The 21,465-nt window shown below is 37.7% G+C and carries 12 protein-coding genes; 5 read left to right on the forward strand and 7 right to left on the reverse strand.

What is annotated here, in order from left to right:
• Positions 1 to 295: 295 nt before the first annotated feature.
• The 4 genes from ME5_RS08530 to ME5_RS08545 form a co-directional block, all read right to left on the reverse strand.
• Positions 296 to 1,930, reverse strand: coding sequence for a dipeptide ABC transporter ATP-binding protein (locus tag ME5_RS08530; RefSeq protein ID WP_008040252.1), 1,635 nt, complete (start codon positions 1,928 to 1,930; stop codon positions 296 to 298).
• On the reverse strand, positions 1,927 to 2,778 hold the full coding sequence (locus ME5_RS08535) for an ABC transporter permease (RefSeq protein WP_008040254.1): 852 nt from the start codon (positions 2,776 to 2,778) through the stop codon (positions 1,927 to 1,929). Before ME5_RS08535 ends, ME5_RS08530 begins: the two co-directional genes overlap by 4 nt.
• On the reverse strand, positions 2,778 to 3,725 hold the full coding sequence (locus tag ME5_RS08540; protein WP_008040256.1) for an ABC transporter permease: 948 nt from the start codon (positions 3,723 to 3,725) through the stop codon (positions 2,778 to 2,780). Before ME5_RS08540 ends, ME5_RS08535 begins: the two co-directional genes overlap by 1 nt.
• Positions 3,726 to 3,986: 261 nt before the next feature.
• Positions 3,987 to 5,633: a TIGR04028 family ABC transporter substrate-binding protein gene (locus ME5_RS08545; RefSeq protein ID WP_008040258.1), complete on the reverse strand. Its 1,647-nt coding sequence runs from the start codon at positions 5,631 to 5,633 to the stop codon at positions 3,987 to 3,989.
• A 629-nt stretch (positions 5,634 to 6,262) separates the two neighbouring features.
• Here ME5_RS08545 and ME5_RS08550 point away from each other — a divergent pair.
• The 5 genes from ME5_RS08550 to ME5_RS08570 all read left to right on the forward strand — a co-directional run bounded on the left by ME5_RS08550 (position 6,263) and on the right by ME5_RS08570 (position 13,949).
• The gene (locus tag ME5_RS08550) at positions 6,263 to 7,141 is read left to right on the forward strand and encodes a VOC family protein (RefSeq protein ID WP_008040260.1); all 879 of its coding nucleotides are present in this window, start codon (positions 6,263 to 6,265) and stop codon (positions 7,139 to 7,141) included.
• Positions 7,142 to 7,613: 472 nt separating this feature from the next.
• Positions 7,614 to 9,767: a TonB-dependent receptor domain-containing protein gene (locus ME5_RS08555; protein ID WP_008040262.1), complete on the forward strand. Its 2,154-nt coding sequence runs from the start codon at positions 7,614 to 7,616 to the stop codon at positions 9,765 to 9,767.
• Positions 9,768 to 10,069: 302 nt separating this feature from the next.
• Positions 10,070 to 10,924: a TonB family protein gene (locus ME5_RS08560; RefSeq protein WP_008040264.1), complete on the forward strand. Its 855-nt coding sequence runs from the start codon at positions 10,070 to 10,072 to the stop codon at positions 10,922 to 10,924.
• A 199-nt stretch (positions 10,925 to 11,123) separates the two neighbouring features.
• Positions 11,124 to 12,251 (forward strand): MFS transporter, encoded by a 1,128-nt coding sequence (locus ME5_RS08565; RefSeq protein ID WP_008040266.1) that lies wholly within the window; start codon positions 11,124 to 11,126, stop codon positions 12,249 to 12,251.
• A gap of 516 nt (positions 12,252 to 12,767) precedes the next feature.
• Positions 12,768 to 13,949 (forward strand): metallophosphoesterase, encoded by a 1,182-nt coding sequence (locus ME5_RS08570; protein ID WP_008040268.1) that lies wholly within the window; start codon positions 12,768 to 12,770, stop codon positions 13,947 to 13,949.
• Between the two features lie 562 nt (positions 13,950 to 14,511).
• Here the strand turns inward: ME5_RS08570 and cycA are convergent.
• The 3 genes from cycA to pyc form a co-directional block, all read right to left on the reverse strand.
• On the reverse strand, positions 14,512 to 15,921 hold the full coding sequence (gene cycA / locus ME5_RS08575; protein ID WP_008040270.1) for a D-serine/D-alanine/glycine transporter: 1,410 nt from the start codon (positions 15,919 to 15,921) through the stop codon (positions 14,512 to 14,514).
• Positions 15,922 to 16,157: 236 nt separating this feature from the next.
• The gene (locus ME5_RS08580; RefSeq protein ID WP_008040272.1) at positions 16,158 to 17,495 is read right to left on the reverse strand and encodes an amidase family protein; all 1,338 of its coding nucleotides are present in this window, start codon (positions 17,493 to 17,495) and stop codon (positions 16,158 to 16,160) included.
• Between the two features lie 395 nt (positions 17,496 to 17,890).
• On the reverse strand, positions 17,891 to 21,349 hold the full coding sequence (pyc, locus tag ME5_RS08585; protein ID WP_008040273.1) for a pyruvate carboxylase: 3,459 nt from the start codon (positions 21,347 to 21,349) through the stop codon (positions 17,891 to 17,893).
• Between the last annotated feature and the right edge of the window lie 116 nt (positions 21,350 to 21,465).

Consider the following 21,465-nt stretch of genomic DNA (forward strand, 5'->3'; position numbering starts at 1 on the left):
TCAATGTATATAACACACACTTTTTATATGAAATATTTATGGTTCCATGCAAGCCTAATACCAGATAAGATAAGAATTATTGTCTTTAAGCCAAATCGTTTTGCCGAGCTATTAAGATTGCTTTAAATCTTTCATATTATAATATATTATGATAACGTTTTTATCGAAAAACCATTGACTAAAAAACTTTAGCTAAGTTTTCATTTTTTAAGGCTTCTTTTTTCTCATCCTATACTTGTTTTTTCCAATAATTAGGGATGTGCAATCCTCCTTAGATACTTTCTAATACATCTTATTATAATGATGCCCCCATCAATGAATGGTGAAGCGCATTGGCTTTTCCCGGAATGGCAGAAATCAACATACGGGTATAGGCATGGTGTGGTTTTGTAAAAATATCTTCAACATAGCCTGTCTCAAGTGCAATGCCATCTTTTAAAACGCTTACTGTATCGGCAATTTGGCGAATAACTGAAAGATCATGACTCACAAAGAGATAGGTGAGTGCGTGTTCTTTTTGCAATCGCTCAAGCAATGCCAAAATTTGTGCTTGTACGCTTACATCAAGTGCAGAAACGGCTTCATCAAGAACAAGAATTTCAGGTTCTAAAATAAGCGCACGGGCAATCGCCACTCGCTGTCTCTGTCCACCTGAAAGGGCATGAGGCTTACGCTCTAAACTAGATTGCGGCAATTCAACCTGATCAAGCAAAGTCAAAACACGTTGCCGACGCTCAAATTTATCGTGATGGTCAAAATTCCATAAAGGCTCTTCTATAATTTGACCAATAGTATAATGCGGATCAAGAGAACCAAAAGGATTTTGATACACCATTTGTAAGTGACGGCGAAAAGCACGCAATTCTTTAGGCTTTAAATGAGTGACATCCATCCCGTTTATCTTTATTTTGCCACTTGTTGGCGTTATAAAGCCGCATAAAGCACGTATAGTGCTTGTTTTTCCTGACCCAGACTCCCCCACAAGCGCATGCGTTGTACCATGTGCCACCTGAAAAGAGACATCATTAACCGCACGAAAAACTGTTTTTTTTTCTTTATCATTGCCTTTATAATCGACCATTAAATTGTCAACAGAAATGACGATATCGTCTGAAATAGTTTTTTTTCGAAACTTAATAGGGCTTAATGCTGGATCATGAGCGACAAGATTTTTTGTGTAATCTGACTGAGGCGATGAAAGCACGATCTGACTTTTCCCCACCTCTTGTATCCGCCCATTTTGTAAAATAATAATGCGCTCAGCCCGATCTGATGCAACACCCAAATCATGTGTCACCATAAGAAGAGATGCGCCATGCTCACGCTTTAAGCCATCAATCAAATCAAGAATACGTTTTTGCACCGTGACATCAAGGGCTGATGTGGGTTCATCGGCAATAATAAGATCAGGCTTTAATGCAATCGCCATGGCTATTAACACACGCTGTTTCATACCACCTGATAATTCATGAGGATATTGATTGGCGCGCTTTTCAGCTTCTGAAAATCCAACTTCTTCCAACAGTTCAATAACACGGCTTTTAATGTGATGTTTTGCTAAAGTTTTATGAATATGGAAAATTTCTGCTATTTGGTGACCAATTTTCATCAAAGGATCAAGAGAAGATGAAGGATCTTGTGGTATCAAAGAAATAATTTTGCCACGTAAAAATCGCAAACGCCTTGAAGACCATCGAGAAATATCATGACCATTAATGAAAATATGCCCCGTTTCTATTCGAGCATTTTTGGGCAAAAGTCCAAGAATGGATTGTGCTGTCGTTGTTTTTCCCGAGCCTGATTCTCCAACCAATGCCAGAGCTTCACCCTTTTGCATGTCAAAACCAATATGATGCGTAACCCGTCTCCACTGATGATGATCTTGATAAGCAATAGACAAATCTTCAATTCGTAAAAGTGGTGCTGTCATAAAGCCCCCCTTGCTGTGATAAAATGGCTTAATCGATTAGTTGAAATCACCACAGCAATAACAAAAAGCCCCGGCATGATTGTAAGCCACCACGCTGTTGCCACATAATTGCGTCCTTCAGCAATCAACAATCCCCATTCAGGTGTTGGCGGTTGCACACTATAGCCCAAAAAACCCAAAGTCGCGATTTGTAAAAGCGCATGCCCAAATTGCAATGCGCTATATCCAATAAGTGTATAAAAAGCATTAGGCAAAACATGACGATAAAGCACTTGAAAAAATGAAGCGCCAGAACCAAAAGCAGCCTCAATAAAATCAGCTGTTCGAATGCGCGCCACTTCCGCCCGTGACAAACGTGTAAAACCTGCAATGGAAGGCACACCAACCGCGACGGCAATTTGCAATGTTCCAGAACCTAAAAGCGTGATAAGACTCAAAGATAAAAGAAGCGATGGTATCGATAAAAGCATATCAATAAAACGCATCACCACCACATCAAAAAGACCGCCAACAAAACCAGAAAAAAGTCCCAACAGACCACCAATCATAAAACCAAAAATAACCGCTGCCATGGCACCACTTAGAGAATAAACCGCACCGTAAACAATACGCGAATAAAGATCGCGACCCAGTTCATCCGTACCGAGCCAATGTGCAAAACTGGGCGCACTCAAATGAGGCCCCACCTCTTCTATCGGATTATAAGCACTAAAAACCCAAGGCATCATAATAAATCCAAGAGCCAAAAAAAGCACCAAAAGACAAACAAGAAGATCTGGTTTTTTAAACACAACGCCAAAATGTTTGATACGTGGCTTCAAAATGTTTGTTTCAAATAAACGATCCATTAGAGTGCCCCTCTTTTTGTCCGAATTTTTAAGCGCGGATCAATCAGCGGAAAAATAAGATCGATCACCAAATTAATAATAACAAAGGCAAAAACTGACAGTACAACAATGGCTTGCAATACAGTAACATCTTGTGAACGCACCGCCTGTTCCGTCATTTTACCAATACCATTTAAGCCAAAAACAGTTTCTGTTACCACGGCTCCACTTATCAATTCACCAAAAAGAAGGCCCGCAATTGTCAAAACTGGCAAAGCGCAATTGCGTAGGCTGTGAAACCATAAAATACGAAAGCGTGACGCGCCTTTGGCTTCAACAACTGGAATAAAGGGGCGTGTTTCGATCTCATCAAGGGCGCGCATTAAAATTTGTGCCAAAGGCGCAGAAATGGGTATTGCAAGTGCACAAACAGGTAAAATCATTGCTTCTATGGGACCAGGTATAATGACTGAAACCCAACCAAGATAAAAAGAAAATATTTGTATAAAAAGAATACCTAACCAAAAAAGTGGTATGGCTGTAAATAATCCCGGCAAAGACAAAAAGATATTTTTAAGCCAATCAAAACGAGAAAACGACGAAAGAAACGCGATTAAAAAAGCTAAAACAACTGCCAGAAGGAAAGCAAGACCCGCAAGTTTTAATGTTGGAGGTATATTGGTTGCCAATTGTTGTGACACCGACACGCCTGCTTGTATGGAATAGCCAAAATCACCTTTTAAAAAATTGCTCAGACTTGTCAAATATTGATGGATAAGCGGCGCATCGACACCATAACTTTTGCGTAATTGCTCAATTTCTTCACCATTAAGACCATATTCTGGATTTAAAAATTTTAAAAGAACACCATCCCCCGGCAAGATTTGCAGCAAAAGAAAAGAAAAAGTAAAAGCTGCCCAAAGCACGATGAGTGATTGGGCTAAACGCGCAATAACGTATCGAAGCATCGATCATTTCCTTTTTTTATTCAAATTCGATATACGGTCTTGGTTTGGTCGATCTTTAAGCAGAGTAAAAAATAAATCGAAAATTCATCCCCTTTCTTTCAATAATATGAAGATCTTTCTTGACTTTATAAACGCACAAACACTTTATAAAAAAGCTGCACAAAAACAGGACAAGATTGAAACTTTCATTCAATTTTGTGTCCTTTTATGGTGGCGTTATTATTGATATTGTCTCTTTTCACTTGCATTTATTTTTTAAATTTACTGAGCAATCCAGCTATTATAAAAGCTTGGACGTCCAACAGCTTCAAAACCAACGCCTTTCACAAAAGCCGCGCCACCATAAACTTGCGGTTCTTCAAAAATTGGGATGACATAAGCTTTTTGAAGCATGTGATTGGTGGCTTCAATCAATAATTCATTGCGCTTTTGCGGGTCGGATTCTTTCGCAATATCTTCAAGTTCTTTGTTCAATTTTTCATCAACAAAGTTTTGGACCTTATCGCTTATACCGCCCTTTTGTAACAATGAATCTCGATTTTTAGGATAATATAGACTTTTAAGAACATCTGGATCAGCTCGCCCCACCATTGATGTCGCCACAGGGGTTTTTTCAGGATCAAGATTATCAATCACACTATTTGTGCCATCATAATTTTTCACATTCAAAACAACACCCACACGTTTCCATTGTTGCGCAATTAATTGCAACATTGCCTTACTTTGAGGTTGTTGTGCGGCTTCATAAGCAGTTAAAATAAGTTTTTTCCCATTCTTTTCCCGTTTACCATCATGCGCCATTATCCAACCCGCTTCATCAAGAAGGCGATTGGACAAATCCTCATCAAATTTTAATTTTTCACTTTGATCAGAATAACCAAAAGCATTATGCGCCATAATAGACGTTGCAAGCGGATAATGGTCGGAATAAAGGGTTTTCAGAATTTCTGGTCGATCTGTGGCATGAAGCAATGCCTGACGCACTTTCACATCACGAACAAGTGGATTATCAGGGCGAAAAATTACTGAATTATTGACCCCACGTGTTGAGACTGAATACACAATATTGCCTGCATCTTCGACGCGTTTTTCATCATAAGCCTGCAATTGACGAATAAAATGGGCTTGACCTGCTATCAAAGCACCAATACGCACACTGTCTTCAGGTACGGTTAAAAATTTCATTTCATCTAGATAAGCACGTCCTTGATGGGGAGATTTTTGTGGGGCCCAATCATAATCTTTACGAACGCTTAAAAGAATTTGTTTGCCTAATGTTTCACTTTCAATCACAAAAGGGCCTGATCCAATAATTTTTGTTGCATCGCCCATCTGATCAAACGGTAAATCCAACGTCTTTTGAGCAATAATGCCTGAATTTATCGTCGATGTTGCCTGCAAAAAACCCGGAGATGGTGCTTTAAAATAAAAGCGCACTGTCAACGGATCAACCACCTCACTACGCTCATAATTGTTCACAACCTCTGAAATGGGCTGGCGCAATTGTGTATTTCCAAGACCATAAACATCAAAATTATTGGCAACAATCTGTGCATCTAGTGGCGTTTGATCAGAAAAAGTCACATTTGGACGCAAGTGGAATGTATATTCACTGGCATCATCATTGACTTCCCACGACGTAGCAAGCCAAGGCTCAATTTCAAGCGTTTTAGGATTTTGATAGGTAAGACGATCAATAATCTGATTTAAAATTCCGCCATTAGTATATGTACCAGCAAGTGGTGGATAAAGATTGGTATGCACCTGCTTATCAAGATAAATAAGCGTGCCCCCTTCAATAGGTGCTTCAGCACTTTTTGTCTCTTGTGCCTTTGCACCAACAAACGAAAAATTCATAGCACTAAAAAGTGCACTGACCACTAAAAAAGATTTTAAAAAAGGTCGCATATCATCGTGTCCTTATCCTTCATTTAAAGAATAAGGATAGTATTTTCCATTGAGTTTTGAACGGATAACTCCACCTTGAAAAGGGTATTATTAAAAAAATATTCTTTTAAAATTGAATTTAATAAAATATTTGACTATAAGCATTCAAAATACAGCAGTAACATCATTGATTAATCATCAAAAAACAGCCCTCCTCTTATAGAAGAAGATTATTGCATATGAGCATGAAGATAATGCATGTGCATCCTTTTATGGAGATCAACAGATTTTAAAAATTCGCATTCTAACACATATAAAGCCTCATTAAAAAAATTTCTTTAAATATGCGTTTTAATCAGAAAATTTATTTCTTTTTCACACTCACTGCAAAAAGCTTATACTGGTTTCATATCGTCGTGTTCTCTATACTTAAAAGACTAAATTTGCTCTGAAATGATATTTTTCATGCAAAATGAAAAAGGTATACTGTCAATGCATAAAAAATAATGCACAAAAACTTTTGAAGATTTTTGCATCTATTTCATGTCATATTTTCAGCAAAACCTATCAACTGTATTTTGCTTAAGAAAAGAGCACATACACATTTCATATGTCTTTATGAAGACATGATAAGAACTGGAAAAAGACTGATGAACCATCCTGTAAAAGGCATTGATCATTGTTATCTTCTTGTTGACGACTTGGAAGAAAGTGCTGAGAGATATCGCCGCTTAGGTTTTCAGCTTTCACCGCTTGGACGCCATAGCGCACATATGGGAACGGCGAATTACACAATCATCTTTTATAATGATTATATTGAATTGTTAGGCATTATTGAAGACACACCGCTCAGCACCATTCAACGCCAAAAACTTGAGAATTTAGGCCAAGGGCTCCACGCCGTTGCTGCACGTATTGACGATGCAGAAAAAGCAAAAAAATCTTTAAACGCATTTGGTTTCAATGTCGATAATGTTCAGAAATTTTCTCGTCCTTTGCAAACCGCGAACGGACATGAAGAAACGGCTCATTTTGAAACGCTAGATTTTAATATAAGCGAAATTCCACAAGGTCGCTTATTTATGTGCGCACACAAAACACCTCACCTCATATGGCAAAATCATTTAAGTCGCCATCAAAATGGAGCTTTGGCTCTCGGTGGTATTTTCATTGTTGCCGATCATCCAGAAGAAACGGCAAAACGCTTCGGTCGTTTGTTTCAGCGTCAAAAAATTATTACAAATTCAGATCATACAATCATGAATGAGAGCCTCATTCTTGAAACGGGCATTGACACCGCATCCTTTTATATCATGTCAATAAACGCTTTAAAACGCCGTTTTCCAACACTTTTACAAACTGAAATAGCCCAAGAACACTATGCAGGGCTTTCCATTCACGTTGATCAGCTTGAAAAGACGAAAAAAGCATTGGATGAACGTCATGTTTCATGGGCGCAAACACCCCAAGGCAGTATCGTTGTTTCACCACAAAATGCCGCAGGTGCCTTTATCGAATTTTGTGTATAAAATACTCTTTTTTTTGTCGCTTTCTTAAAACAAGAAACTATCTTGTTAAACATTCAGTATGGTTTTATCAGACTCTTTAAAATCTTCATAAAAAGGACATATGTAGAAGGGCGGCAAATCCTCATCACAAAATTTTTTTATAAGCATTTTTCAATGCACATCATCTCATATGAGTCAAAATTATCAACGAAAGATAGAATCACTTTAACGAATAATTAGATCTTTTTGTTTCTCGTAAACACCAGTTTAGTGCATAAATGCCACACTCCCATTAAAACCTTCTATTTTTACTCATATTTAGTTTGGAACGTCTCTTAACTCAATCTTTTTTCTAAAGATAAAAATGATATAACCAACTGAATTATATTCATAAATATAATATCTTCTTAAGAAAGATCTCTTTCTCACATGCCTTGACAAGAGGAACAAAATATTTAATGTGACCAAAATTATCAAGTATTTGGAGAGTGGGATGAACAATCATTTGATGGGGCTGATGAAATGTCTTCTATTATCAAGCTGTGTATTAATGGTTACGCCAGTATTGGCTCAGCAATTACCAGCTGATGAAATGCTACAACAAACGCCACAAGAGGCAGCAGCGATAAGTCAAATCGACCAAAATGCCGATATTGGCACAATGCCAATTGAAAGTATGGCTGGCACGCTTCAAGATACAAATTTATCAGTAAGCAATAATGCGGTATTAGACCGTGTGGTTGTCACAGGCACATCCGTTGCCACCAATATCCGTAATGCACCTGCCAGTATTTCTGTGCTTGATCAAGAGCAATTGCAGCAAAAAGCAGCGCCTGATTTGACAGAAATGTTACGAACAGTTCCCGGTGTCAATGTTGGCTTTGGTAGTGATGGTACGCGTGGTATTTCTATGCGCGGTATGGGGTCTGGCTATACGCTGATTTTGGTTGATGGCAAACGTGTCAATGCTGGCTTATCAACCATGCGCCATTACCGCAGTGATCTTGACTGGGTGCCCATTGATGCGATTGATCGTATTGAAGTGGTGCGTGGACCCATGTCAACTCTTTATGGCTCTGATGCTTTGGGCGGTGTAATCAATATTATTACAAAAAAAGCGACAGATCGTTGGCATGGTTCGATCACGGGTGAATGGATCCAGCCTGAAAGTGACCGCACCGGTGTCACAAAACGCGTCAATGGATATATTAGTGGTCCAATTGTGCCTGATGAATTAAGCGTTGCGGCTTATGCCAGTGGCACACGCCAAAAACCGAGTGAACCTGGACAAAATGAAGATATCCAGCTTCCTATTGGTTCAGATAATTATGACTTTAACACAACCTTCACATGGACACCGACAATTGGCCAAATGTTTGAATTTTCAGCTGGCAAAGGCCGTGATAAATATAAACCAGTTTTGGGTGAAGGCGAAATTGACACATCCAAAACTCAAATTATCCGTACGACATTTTCTGCTCGCCATGTTGGGGATTGGGATTTTGGGACATCCACCATCAATGCTTATGTTGAACGGGCAGAAAACAAACACAATACAACAAATCGTGCAGGACAGATCACAGGTGATACAGAAATCACTTTAGATACCTATACGGTTGATGGTCATTTAACAATGCCCTTTACACTTGGTTTTGATCAAGATCTGACAGTTGGTGCTGAATACCGACTTGAAGAAATGAGCGATCCAGAAAATCTTGGTAAGTTTAACACTGTCACTCAAAGCGAGGGTTCAAGTGACACCAGTATGTGGACTGCCGCTGTTTTTATGGAAGATCAGATAAAGCTAACCGAAATGTTAAAAATGACGGCTGGCGTGCGTGTTGATCAACATGAAGAATTTGGCACGCATACCAGCCCACGTATTTATTTCAATTACGATGTCAATGAAAACTTGACCTTTAAGGCTGGTTGGGCGCAAGCTTTCAAAGCTCCAAATTTGCGTCAGCTTAACCCCAATTGGGTACAAACGTCACGTGGACGTGGGTGTGGTGCTGTTGGCGGCCCGTGTGAAATGGTCGGTAACCCAGATTTAAAACCAGAAACAAGCAACAGCTATGAGTTTGGCGCGCTTTACACAAACACACTGTTTGATGCTGGTCTTACCTATTTCTATAATGAAATTGATGATAAAATCACCTCAGCCCGCACAGCAACCTTGATTACAGATGCAGGCACGAAATTTGTTGAACAAGTCAATGTTGATCGTGCCCGCACACAAGGTTTGGAAGGCAGTTTCATACTTTATCCGCATCCTGACTGGACATGGACAAATACAGCAACCTATCTGATTGAATCTAAAAATTTAGAAACAGGTATGCCGCTTTCTGCTGATCCTGAATATTCTGTTCACACAGAAGTTTCATGGAAAGCACGCGAAGATCTACATTTGACAGGGTCTTGGGATTTTTATGGCAAGCAAGTGGACTATGTTTCAAATCCAGAAACGCTTGTTGCACAGAATGTTTCAGCTTATAATATGGCAGGTTTTTCAGTCAAATATGACCCAACACAAAATTTTTCCATGCGTGCGGGGATTAATAATCTTTTTGATAAAACACCAAAATCAGAATCCAATTATACAGAATATGGGCGCAGTTACTTCATCGCTCTTACATCTAAATTTTAAAGTTGGTGACAAAAAGAGAAAACAACAACACTCGGATGATGCTCATTTTTCAATAGATATCATCCGACCATTCAAAACAACAATAGGTTCATGTATACATGCATGAAAACGCAATTAATAGAAAACAATGACTTAAACCTAAAAGGATAAAACTTAATCACGTTTTTTTAAAAGATAAATTAAGGAATTCTTCCATTGAAAAGTCAAAATTTTATCTTTTAATAAAGAATGAAACTGGTTGATACGGTCAATATGTTTTAAGACATGTTTCAACGAAGAGTAAAGATCAATATATTAAGACAATGCTCATAAAAAAGACAGCGCCAAAACAAATTCTTGCATGGAGTAGTGCCGCTTTAATCGTGGTTAGCATGCATGTTGGCGTCGGATATTTGGCTTTATCATTAGCAAAAAATAACAATACAGTCATGGGTGGACAAGAAGCCATCATGCTTGAATTTGCTGAAGAGCCTATGGCACCTGATGTTGATGAAGTTTCGGAAACAATACAGGAAGAAACCGTTGCAGATGTGCCAAAGGAAATCACCCAAATTGAAGAAAAACCTAAGGAAGTTGCACAGGCGGAGCCACAGTTTTTAAAACCAGAAAACATCACTCAACCTGATACACCAGAGCAAGAATTGAAAGATTCTGATATGGTAGAAGAGGTTAAAAAACCTGAAGAAGTTCCAATCCCTCTTAAAAAACCAGAAGAGGTTAAAAAGGTTGTAAAAAAACCAAAATCAGAACAAAAAAAAGCAGCACCAAAACGTCCAGTAAAAAAGGCTGAAAAAACACAAAAAGCCAAAGGACCTCAAATTGTTGCCAAAAAAGGTTCGACTTTTGCAGCTCCAAATAATAACCGACAATTTGGGGATAATGGTCGTCTTGTCGCATCATGGCAAAACAAAGTACAACGACGCATTGCCTTTATGGCATCTCGTTCTTCAAGTATAAAATCGGCCCGTGGCAAATCGACTTATGTGACATTTAGCTTTGACCAAAAAGGCAATATTTTAGGTGCGAGAACATCGCGCTCATCAGGGGATTCCACTGTAGATTCATTGGCTTTGCAAATTATCCAAAAATCAAGTCCAATTCCATCTCCACCAGAAGGATGGAGTGGTCCATTAACCGTACCCGTGGAAATGCGCTAAGTTTTTCTTAAATCATACGAAACATTTGATCTTAAAGGTGAAATTATTTCAATATTATTGAGATAATTTTGATTGTTTTATTTTTAAAATTATAAGAAAGAATAGTGGGTAATGTAAAATTAAATTTTTATAAAGTATTTATTTTATGAATTAATAATGATAAATTCTGTTTATTTCTTAAAAAGATAGGAATAAAAGAGTGAATAAACATCTATTTAAGCTTGTTTATTTGGGTTCTTTTATGACATCTTTTTCCTATGGAGTGATGTTAACTCTTCCTTTATTTTTATCAACAACATTAAATCTCTCATTGATAAAATCAGGGCAGATTATATCTATGGGAATAATTGGGGTTATTGTCTCAATCACTTCAATTCCGTATTTTTTAAAATATATAAGTACGAGTGTCATGGCCAGCATGGGTTCTTTCATCTATACAATTGCTATCGTACTTATTTTATACACAAATAGTATTTTTCTTTATTTAGCAGAATTGTTACTTGGGGCTGGATGGGGAATTATTTATACTTTGGGACCAATCATCGTATCGTCCATAAGTCTGGAAAAAGAATTAAGTAAAAATTTTATGTTTCTCTCTGCATTCAATATGCTTGGTGCTGGTTTATCCCCAGTCATCGTGAAAATAGTGATAGATCAAGATAGTGCGATTGAAAACATCTTTATTTTTGCGGCTTTGTTAAGTTTTTTGGCAAGCATTATTTTTTTGAGTGTAAATATTCAAAAAAACAAAAATAACAAAAGCTTACCTATTTTACCCATCATTAAAATAATTTTTACTTCAAGATCTATCATCCCATTATTTATGGTATTTCTTGGTGCATGTATTTATATTTCAATGATGAATTTTCAATTTGTTTTTGCAACAAATAATAATTTAAATTTTTCTGTATTTTATATCTCTTATACGATTGCGTTATTATTTGGACGCTTTTTCCTATCTGAGTTTATTTTAAAAATTTCACCCCCTACAGCAATATTAAGTTTGCTGTTATTGATGCTTGTATCCTTATGTCTTTTTCTTATAACAACGAACAATATTTTTTATGCCTTGCCTTCATCCTTATTAGGAATAAGTTATGGTCTTGTTTATCCTTTAATACAAACACAAATGGTTAATAACATCTCCTCAGAAAAAAGAAGTACATATTTGACTATTTTTAGTTTGAGCTATTTTTTAGGAGTATTTGGCTATCCCTATATATACACTTTAAGTGTCGATACAGGCGGCATTTTAGTCTCTTTTTCAGTTTTAATTTTTCTTTGTATATTGGATATTGTATTTGGTCTTTTCTTATTTAAAAAATAGCTTTTATAAGAAAATTTAAATTTTAGATAATTCAATAAAGGTGTGATTTGAAAGATGTTTGAAACACCGCTTCATTGTTTATGTAATAGCGTCATTTAATTATTAGGAAAATGACGTACTTTTGGAAACAGAAACTTGAACCCCTGTTACAGCTTTTCCAATAAGATATAAGAGCGCAGTGTGTTTCACAAGTATATATCAAATTCTATTATAATTGTTAAATTGTTTTAAGAGTATTCAAAGCTTGCAAAAACATCATTCTAAATTTTCCAAATATCATTTTTAAAATGACGTTTGTTTCATTTTTACCTCATTATATCATGCCATTATAATACATTTCATTACACTCAAATGCCATGAGCTCGATTTGATGTCGTATGCGTGGTTCAACATACAATAATAATAGGTCACATGTCATATCAAATTAAGAAAAACGTCATCGCGCTGTCATGTAAAAATGAAAAGAATACCCCTGACATTTTTAAAAAATGCGTGAATAACTTTAAAGGGGCTATTATGGCAAAATCTAAATTTAAAAACATGCTTCTTATCGGTGTCAGTGCTTTTTTCCTGCATCATAGCCAAGCATGGGCAGAAAAATTCACAATAGGTGTTATTTCTGATACACAAAATTATACAGATGTAACTTATGAACAACCGCGCGGTGTCAATGCTTTCATACAGCAAATGCGTTATATTGTTGATCATAAAGAAGATAAAAACATTGTTTTTGTAACTCATGTTGGTGATATTGTCCAACATGGTGATGGCCGTTTTAAAACAGGTATCGTTGGTCAATATACTTATTGGGATACACGTGCTGAATGGGAATATGCCAACCTTGCTCTTTCCATTTTATCTAAAAGCAACATTCCATTTTCAGTGGTGCCTGGCAATCATGATTATGATAATTATTCATGGTATGAAGAACCAAATGGTCCTGGTAAAAACCGACCACTCAAAGGCGGCAGTGTTTTTAATCATTATTTTGGACCCAATTCACAACATTTTTATAAAAAAGACTGGTATGGTGGCACGTATTGGGGTGGTTTAAACAGTTTCCAAATTTTTGAAGCTGCTGGAAAAAAATTCCTTCATTTAGGATTGGAACAACAACCAAACATGCCCGTGCTTAATTGGGCTCAAAATGTTCTTGATAATAATCCAGGTCTGCCTGTCATTATAACCACACATGAATGGTTAACACCTGATTCAGACAACACACACAATTTGGGTGGTCGAGATTCACGCGGTGTTATGGCTCGCTCTAACGATCATGCCTCATATTTTAGTGGAACCGATCATTTAACACCAGACGAAATATGGGAACGTTTTGTCAAGAAAAATGCCCGCATTTTCTTAATCCTTAGCGGTCATTCCTTCACTGTTCCAGTCTCAGGTGTATCAAGTGGTGAAAATTTACGCATTGACACCAATGATGCTGGCTATCCAGTTTACCAATCATTGCAGGACTATCAAGGCAACACTGTTGGAAAAGACGGTAAAGCAAATTCTGATAATGGTGGTGCAGGTTGGATGCGCTTTATAGAATTTGATACAGATAAGCAAAAAATGCACTTCTATACTTATTCTACGCTTCTGAATAAATATGCTGGAAGAAATGGAGAAAGAACATTTGGAGTTGATCCTAAATATTCGGATTTTGTTCTTGATTTTCCACCGCAATTATCAAATTAGTAAATTTTTTTAAACATTGAACTATCCATTGAATCCCACCATGATCTTAAAAAAGCTCATGGTGGATTTCATAAAAGTGATGTTATGACATGACAGGGACTTATGTGTTATCTATTTTCTTTTAGACACGATAAATTTTCTTTGCCATATTTTTATAAGAATAATATTGAGGTATTGAACATCTCTTGCATGTTGGATTTTATCCAAACAGCATTTAAAACATAAATCTAAAATATCTTATATGTGTTTTTTCACGCGTGTTGTTTCATTAAAAATTATGTCTTACCCACTCTTGTTTGAAATCTTTCATGCAATGAACAATAAAACATTTGCACTATTGAAATGCAAAGAAAGAGAAATATTCTTAAGACATCTTAAGCATGAAGTAATAACGACACTATCAATCAAACAAACTCTTTTAATGCAAAAAAGGATAAAAAAACATTGATCAAAGCGTTAATGAGATTGCCTATTGCGCCATTGTCTAAGTTTTAAGCAAATACATATAGAAAAAGCCCGCATCATAACGATGCGGGCTTTTTATTCGTTTTGCGAACGAACTTTATTTTAAATAATATTTTTTGCGTACAAATAAGAAAAAACATCCTGCAAGAAAGACAAACCAGAGCGGTGTAAATGTTAAAGCCATACGTGTTTCTTCTTGAAGTGAAAGCAAGACAAGAATAAAGACGAAAAACGCCATAACAACAAAACACATCGGCACACCACCCGGCATTTTATAGACTGAGCGATCATGCAATTCAGGACGTTTTTGCCGATAAGCGATATAACTGATTAAAATAATCGTCCATACAAACATAAACAAAATTGCCGAGATCGTTGTTATCACCACAAAGGCTCCCATAACAGTGGGAATAAACGACAAGACAGAATAACCAATTAAGATACATAAACAAGAAAACAATAATCCATTAGCGGGGACATGTTTCTTGGATAAGATCCCTAAAATTTTCGGGGCGCCTTTTTTTTCTGCCAAACCATAAACCATTCGACTTGTAGAAAATACACCACTATTGGCAGATGATGCGGCTGATGTCAGCACAACAAAATTCACAAGGCTTGCCGCAATAGGAACACCAATAAGCACAAACATATCAACAAATGGGCTTTTTTCAGGATCCACATCATACCAAGGGGTAACGGACATAATGACAATCAGCGACAAAATATAAAAGAAGATAATACGGATTGGAATGGAATTAATGGCCTTAGGCAATGTCTGTTCAGGATGTTTGACTTCAGCGGCCGCTGTACCAGCCAGTTCAATACCAACAAAAGCAAAAACAGCGATTTGAAATCCTGCAAAAAATCCCATAAGCCCTTTAGGAAAAAGATCACCACCATTCCAAACATTGCCAAGAGATGTAACCGTACCATTGGGAGAGGTAAAACCTGTGATGATCATATAAAAACCCACAAGAATAAGAGCAACAATGGCGATAATTTTGATTAAGGCAAACCAAAATTCCATTTCGCCAAAAAGTTTAACAGCAACAATATTTAATACAAAAAAGGCTGCAACACATAAAAGAACGGGTATCCATGCATTCAAATCAGGCCACCAAAAATGCGCATATCCTGCAATGGCAATAACGTCGGCAACACCTGTTACAATCCAGCATAGCCAATAAGTCCAGCCAATAAAAAAACCAGCCCAAGGCCCTAAAAGATCTGCCGAAAAATCGATAAAAGATTTATATTGCGTATTGGCAAGCAACAATTCACCCATTGCGCGCATAACAAAAAACAACATAAAACCAATAATCGCATAAACAAAAACGATAGAAGGGCCAGCAACACTAATTGTCCTACCAGAGCCCATAAAAAGTCCTGTTCCAATAGCACCACCAATGGCAATAAGTTGAATATGTCTGTTTTCTAACCCCCGATACAAATGCTTATCGGAAAAATTATTTAAGTCTTTTTGTTTAATATCTCTTTGATATCCCATAACTTTATGTCCCTCCCCATTCATATAACAAGCCAAATGCGATGCTTGCCAAATGCGATGCTTGTATGCCAAAATCTTTAAGCGTAAAAACTAGCAAGCACGCTTTACGATGTAAATTGCTTTTATTTTATAAATTCCGTTTTATGAAAACAAAATTCAGAGTTTTGAAATTTTTTACGGCTAAAATTTTAAATTTTAACCTTTAAATATATGGCTATTTTACTTTGATATTGTCTTCACATCTTGTTTTTTAATAGGCATTCAATTTCATAACATGCTTGCAAAAGATTTCTATCATTTCCAGAAACGCCAGAAACGAGCAGGCCACTAGGCAGAGTTTTTTTTCTGAAACGATTTGGTAATGTTACGCTCGGCATATCTAAAAAACTGCCCGGCATCGCTAATCGCAATGTTTTTAAATTTGTTTCGTAATAAAGCGCTTCATTTTCAAGCGGTTTTATCAATGGTGCCATATGCGCAACTGTCGGTGTCAAAAGAAAATAACCTCTTAGCTGGTTTCTTAATTGTGAACGCAGCTTCGTCATTTTTTGGTAGAGTGTGATTTGTGTGCTCGCCAAAATAGTTTGCGCATCATCAAGACGTTTGCGCACACGCGGATCAAGAAATGCGGACTGATCACTTTCTAATAAAGGTTTATGCAGTGTATAAGCTTCAGCTAAAGCCGGCCAACCAAAATAATCAATAACATCTAACGCGTCAGAAAATGCAAAAATGGTTTTTTCTACAATATTCACCCCACACTCTTTAAGATGATCAATACACTGATTAAATTGTGTCATCACCTCAGCTTGAATATTTTGAGCGGTGATAAAATCCCAATCAACAATCAATTTCATGTCCTCAACATCATGCATAAGACAAGTGTCTTCTTCATTTGAAGAACGCAACAACTGGTCAAGTATTATGCAGTCTTTGACACTTTTTGCCAAAGGTCCAATTGTATCCAAAGAGCTTGCCAAAGGATAAACGCCTTGTTGTGCATAGCGCTTCATACTGCTGCGATATCCAATCACGCCATTAAAACAGGCAGGAATGCAAATAGAACCTGCAGTGTCTGTTCCAAAAGATAAGGGAACAATATTTTTTGCTACACAAACTGCTGCTCCACTTAATGAACCACCAGGAATATAATCTTCATCACACGCATTTGAAGGTGTGCCAAAATATTTATTAAGACCTAAGCCAGAATAGGCAAATTCGGTTAGATTGGTTTTACCAATACATACCATGCCAAATTGCGCCAATTTGGCAACGACGCTTGCATCATTTTGTGCTTTTGGTGCCTTTAAGCACGTGGCTGCCCCTGCTGTTGTGAGAGTACCTGCAACATCAAATAAATCTTTATAGGCGATTGGCACCCCATCAAAAGGCGATAAAGGTGTCATTGTTTGCCATCTTTTTGTCGAAGCTTCAGCCTCTCGATAGGCTCTCTCATATGTTGTTGAAATGAAAACATATGGATTTGCTTTTATCATTTCAGCAATCGGCTCCAAAAGTGCAATTGGGGTCAGAGATCCCTCCTCATATTTTTTAGACATCTCTAACGCATTCATTTCTCTCATCCTTGTCAAATTTGATGATAATTTCATACTATTGAAACACTATTTTCTTATTAGATAAATGACTTATTGTTAGAATATTTCTTTGATTCTTTTATATGAAATAAAAAGAAGATAAGTTCGGTTCTTTTGTGTTTGGTTAAAATAACTCTTTTTAAATATTAAGTTCAAAATTTCATATAAAACGTGTGATCTTTATCAAATCTTTTAAAAAACGCACTTAACATCTAAAAATTCATATATAGAGAATTTAACACTAAGAAAAAAAATTTTCAAAGTTTATAAAGTGATCAATTCTCACCCACAACCAAAGTATTTTAGGCTTTAAAATAAGCGTTCACTTTTCACGAGTTTAAAAAATTTCCTAATATGACACGAAAAAAAACATACTAGTCTAAAACAACCAAAAGATCTTTTGCATCAATTTGATCGCCTTGAGTAACCAGAACATCAACAATTGTTGCATCTTTTTCAGCATGTAAGACAGTTTCCATTTTCATCGCTTCAATCGCAATAAGAACATCCCCCGCTTTCACTTTTTGTCCCACTTTCACATCAACGCTTGATATAATGCCGGGCATCGGCGCTCCAATATGCGAAACATTGCCATTCTCAATTTTAGGGCGCGTTTTTGTGGGCAAATTATGAATGCGATCAGGCACCTTAATGCGTCTTGGCTGACCATTCAATTCGAAAAAGACACTAACCATGCCCTGATCATCGGCTTCTGTTACACTGAGATTACGAACAACCAAAGATTTGCCCTTTTCAATGTCAATAACCACCTCTTGTTCTAGTGGCAAACCATAAAAATATACATGTGTGGGCAAAACACTCACAGGTCCATAAAGACTAGAAGCGGCACTGTAATCTACAAAGACTTTCGGATACATAAGATAAGATGCAAATTCATGGTCTTGCATCTCATGCCCGATTTTTTCAACAGCTTGGGTTCGCTCAATGACAAGATCTGCAGGCTCCAACAAAGAACCCGGACGAACTGTAAAGGGTTTTTGTCCTTTTAGTGCTTTTTCTTGTAAAGCTTTTGGCCAGCCTCCTTCTGGTTGTCCAAGCTCACCCCGCAACATAGAAACAACCGATTCAGGAAAGGCAATATCTACATTGGGGCTTTCAACATCGGCAACAGTTAAATTTTGGCTAACCATCATCAATGCCATATCCCCCACCACTTTTGATGAGGGTGTGACCTTAACAATATCACCAAACATTTTATTCACATCAGCATAAGCTTGTGCCACTTCATGCCAACGACTTTCCAATCCCAGCGCGCGTGCTTGCTCTTTTAAATTGGTAAACTGACCCCCGGGCATTTCATGCAAATAGACCTCTGATGCTGGTCCTTTCAAATCACTTTCAAAAGCAGCATATTGATGACGTACAGTCTCAAAGTAAAAAGAAATACGTCGTATCCATTCCCGATCAAGTTCTGTATCGCGCTCTGTACCAACCAAGGCTTCCACAATCGAACCAAGACAAGGTTGTGAAGTATTGCCAGAAAACGCATCCATCGCTGCATCGACAATATCCACACCTGATGCAACAGCTGCCAAAACAGTTGCAGCCCCAATGCCTGAAGTATCATGAGTGTGAAAATGAATAGGCAAATCCGTTGTTTGTCTTAATGCTTTAAACAGAACTTCTGCTGCACGCGGTTTCATAAGACCGGCCATATCTTTAACTGCAAGAATATGCGCGCCTGCTTTCTCCATTTCTTGTGCAAGTTTCAAATAATAATCAAGATTATATTTATCTCTTTGAGGATCAAGAAGATCCCCCGTATAGCACATCGCCGCTTCACATATTTTTCCCTCTTCCAAAACAGTATCAATAGATACACGCATATTTTCAACCCAATTAAGGCTATCAAAAACACGAAAAACATCGATACCATTTTGTGCGGCTTGGCGGATAAAATATTGAACAACATTATCAGGATAGCTTTTATAGCCTACCCCATTGGCACCTCTTAAAAGCATTTGTGTTAAAATATTGGGAGCAGCTTCACGAATTTTATGAAGCCGCTCCCACGGATCTTCGGTTAAAAATCGCATCGCAACATCAAACGTTGCACCACCCCAACATTCTAATGAAAAAAGAGAAGGCAACGCTTGTGCATAAGTACCTGCAATAGCGGCAATATCAAAAGTACGCATGCGCGTTGCCAAAAGCGACTGATGCCCATCACGCATCGTTGTATCGGTGATTAAGGCACGTTTTTGGTCTCTAATCCATTGGCTGAATTTTTGCGCGCCTAAAGCATCAAATGTCTGTTTTGTCCCTGCGAGAATTTCGGTATTTTCTCTATAAGGAAGAGCTGGTGCCATTGCAGAAGCTGGAGGACGCGGACGCTCTTTAACATCTGGATGGCCATTAACTGTGACATCAGCAATATAAGTCAACAATTTGGTTGCTCTATCTTGACGTTTTACATGCGCAAAAAGTTCTGGCGTTGCGTCAATAAAGCGTGTTGTGTATGTGTTATCTGCAAATTTTGGATGGGTCACAATCGCTTCAAGAAACGTCAGATTTGTGGCCACGCCACGAATACGAAACTCTCGCAATGCCCGCTCCATACGCGCAATAACTTCATTTGTTGTTGGCGCCCAAGCTGTGACTTTTTCCAAAAGTGGATCATAAAAACGCGTAATGATCGCGCCTGAATACGCTGTGCCGCCATCTAATCTTATCCCAAAACCTGTCGCTCCACGATAAGCCGTGATGCGGCCATAATCAGGAATAAAATTATATTCAGGATCTTCTGTCGTAATACGGCATTGTAAAGCATGGCCGCGCAACACAATATCGTCTTGTTTGGGTACACCAGATTGAGCCGTGCCAATCACATCCCCTTCTAAAAGATGAATTTGCGCTTTGACAATATCAATACCCGTTACTTCTTCTGTAACAGTATGTTCAACCTGTATTCGGGGATTAACTTCAATAAAATAAAATTTTCCCGTATCGACATCCATTAAAAATTCGACTGTTCCTGCACCAATATACTGTGTTGCTTTGGCAATTTTTAATCCATAATTGGCCAGTTCTTGACGTTGCTCATTATTGAGATAAGGAGCGGGGGCACGTTCCACCACTTTTTGGTTACGACGCTGAATGGAACAATCCCGCTCAAAAAGATGTACAATATTGCCATGTGTATCCCCTAAAATTTGAAGTTCAACATGGCGAGCACGTTCGACCAATTTCTCAAGATACACTTCATCTTTTCCAAAGGCTGCTTTTGCTTCACGCTTGGCTTCTGTTACTTCCCGTTCAATATCCTCGGCACTACGGATCACCCGCATACCGCGTCCCCCCCCACCCCATGATGCCTTCAACATTAAGGGATAGCCAATAGCATCAGCACTTTTTTTCACACTGTTAAGATCATCAGGCAAAGGATCACTCGCTGGCACAACAGGAACCCCGACCTCTACTGCCAAATGACGTGCAGCCACTTTATTGCCAAGACGACGCATGGTTTCGCCTTTAGGACCAATAAAAATTAAACCGTTATCAAGACAAGCATCAGCAAATTCAGGACTTTCAGACAAAAGCCCATAACCGGGGTGAATAGCATCAGCCCCTGACAATTTAGCGATACGCATAATTTCATCAATGGATAAATAGGCTTCAATTGGTCCCATATCGTGCTGAAGATGAGCACCGCTACCGATAAGATAACTTTCATCGGCTTTAAAACGGTGCAACGCCAATTTGTCTTGCTGAGCATAAACAGCTACGGTTTGAATATTTAATTCATTGGCCGCGCGAAAAATACGGATAGCAATTTCTGAACGGTTAGCAACAAGAAGTTTATGAATAGCCATGAAAAATTCTCCCTCGAAACTTTCTTATGCCACAGTCTCAAAGAATCTTGCACTCTTTTTTTTATTTTTTTACTGGTTGTCGTTTAGCCACGTTTTCTAATATGCTATGATCAAAT

The organism is Bartonella tamiae Th239, from assembly GCF_000278275.1.
GTDB classification, from domain to species: domain Bacteria; phylum Pseudomonadota; class Alphaproteobacteria; order Rhizobiales; family Rhizobiaceae; genus Bartonella; species Bartonella tamiae.

Coding starts and splice junctions, on each gene's coding strand:
- ME5_RS08550 (WP_008040260.1), top strand. CDS start 6,263: ATGAACCATCCTGTAAAAGGCATTGATCATTGTTATCTTCTTGTTGAC.
- ME5_RS08530 (WP_008040252.1), bottom strand. CDS start 1,930: ATGACAGCACCACTTTTACGAATTGAAGATTTGTCTATTGCTTATCAA.
- cycA (WP_008040270.1), bottom strand. CDS start 15,921: ATGGGATATCAAAGAGATATTAAACAAAAAGACTTAAATAATTTTTCC.
- ME5_RS08535 (WP_008040254.1), bottom strand. CDS start 2,778: ATGGATCGTTTATTTGAAACAAACATTTTGAAGCCACGTATCAAACAT.
- ME5_RS08545 (WP_008040258.1), bottom strand. CDS start 5,633: ATGCGACCTTTTTTAAAATCTTTTTTAGTGGTCAGTGCACTTTTTAGT.
- ME5_RS08540 (WP_008040256.1), bottom strand. CDS start 3,725: ATGCTTCGATACGTTATTGCGCGTTTAGCCCAATCACTCATCGTGCTT.
- ME5_RS08580 (WP_008040272.1), bottom strand. CDS start 17,495: ATGAATGCGTTAGAGATGTCTAAAAAATATGAGGAGGGATCTCTGACC.
- ME5_RS08570 (WP_008040268.1), top strand. CDS start 12,768: ATGGCAAAATCTAAATTTAAAAACATGCTTCTTATCGGTGTCAGTGCT.
- ME5_RS08560 (WP_008040264.1), top strand. CDS start 10,070: ATGCTCATAAAAAAGACAGCGCCAAAACAAATTCTTGCATGGAGTAGT.
- ME5_RS08555 (WP_008040262.1), top strand. CDS start 7,614: ATGAACAATCATTTGATGGGGCTGATGAAATGTCTTCTATTATCAAGC.
- pyc (WP_008040273.1), bottom strand. CDS start 21,349: ATGGCTATTCATAAACTTCTTGTTGCTAACCGTTCAGAAATTGCTATC.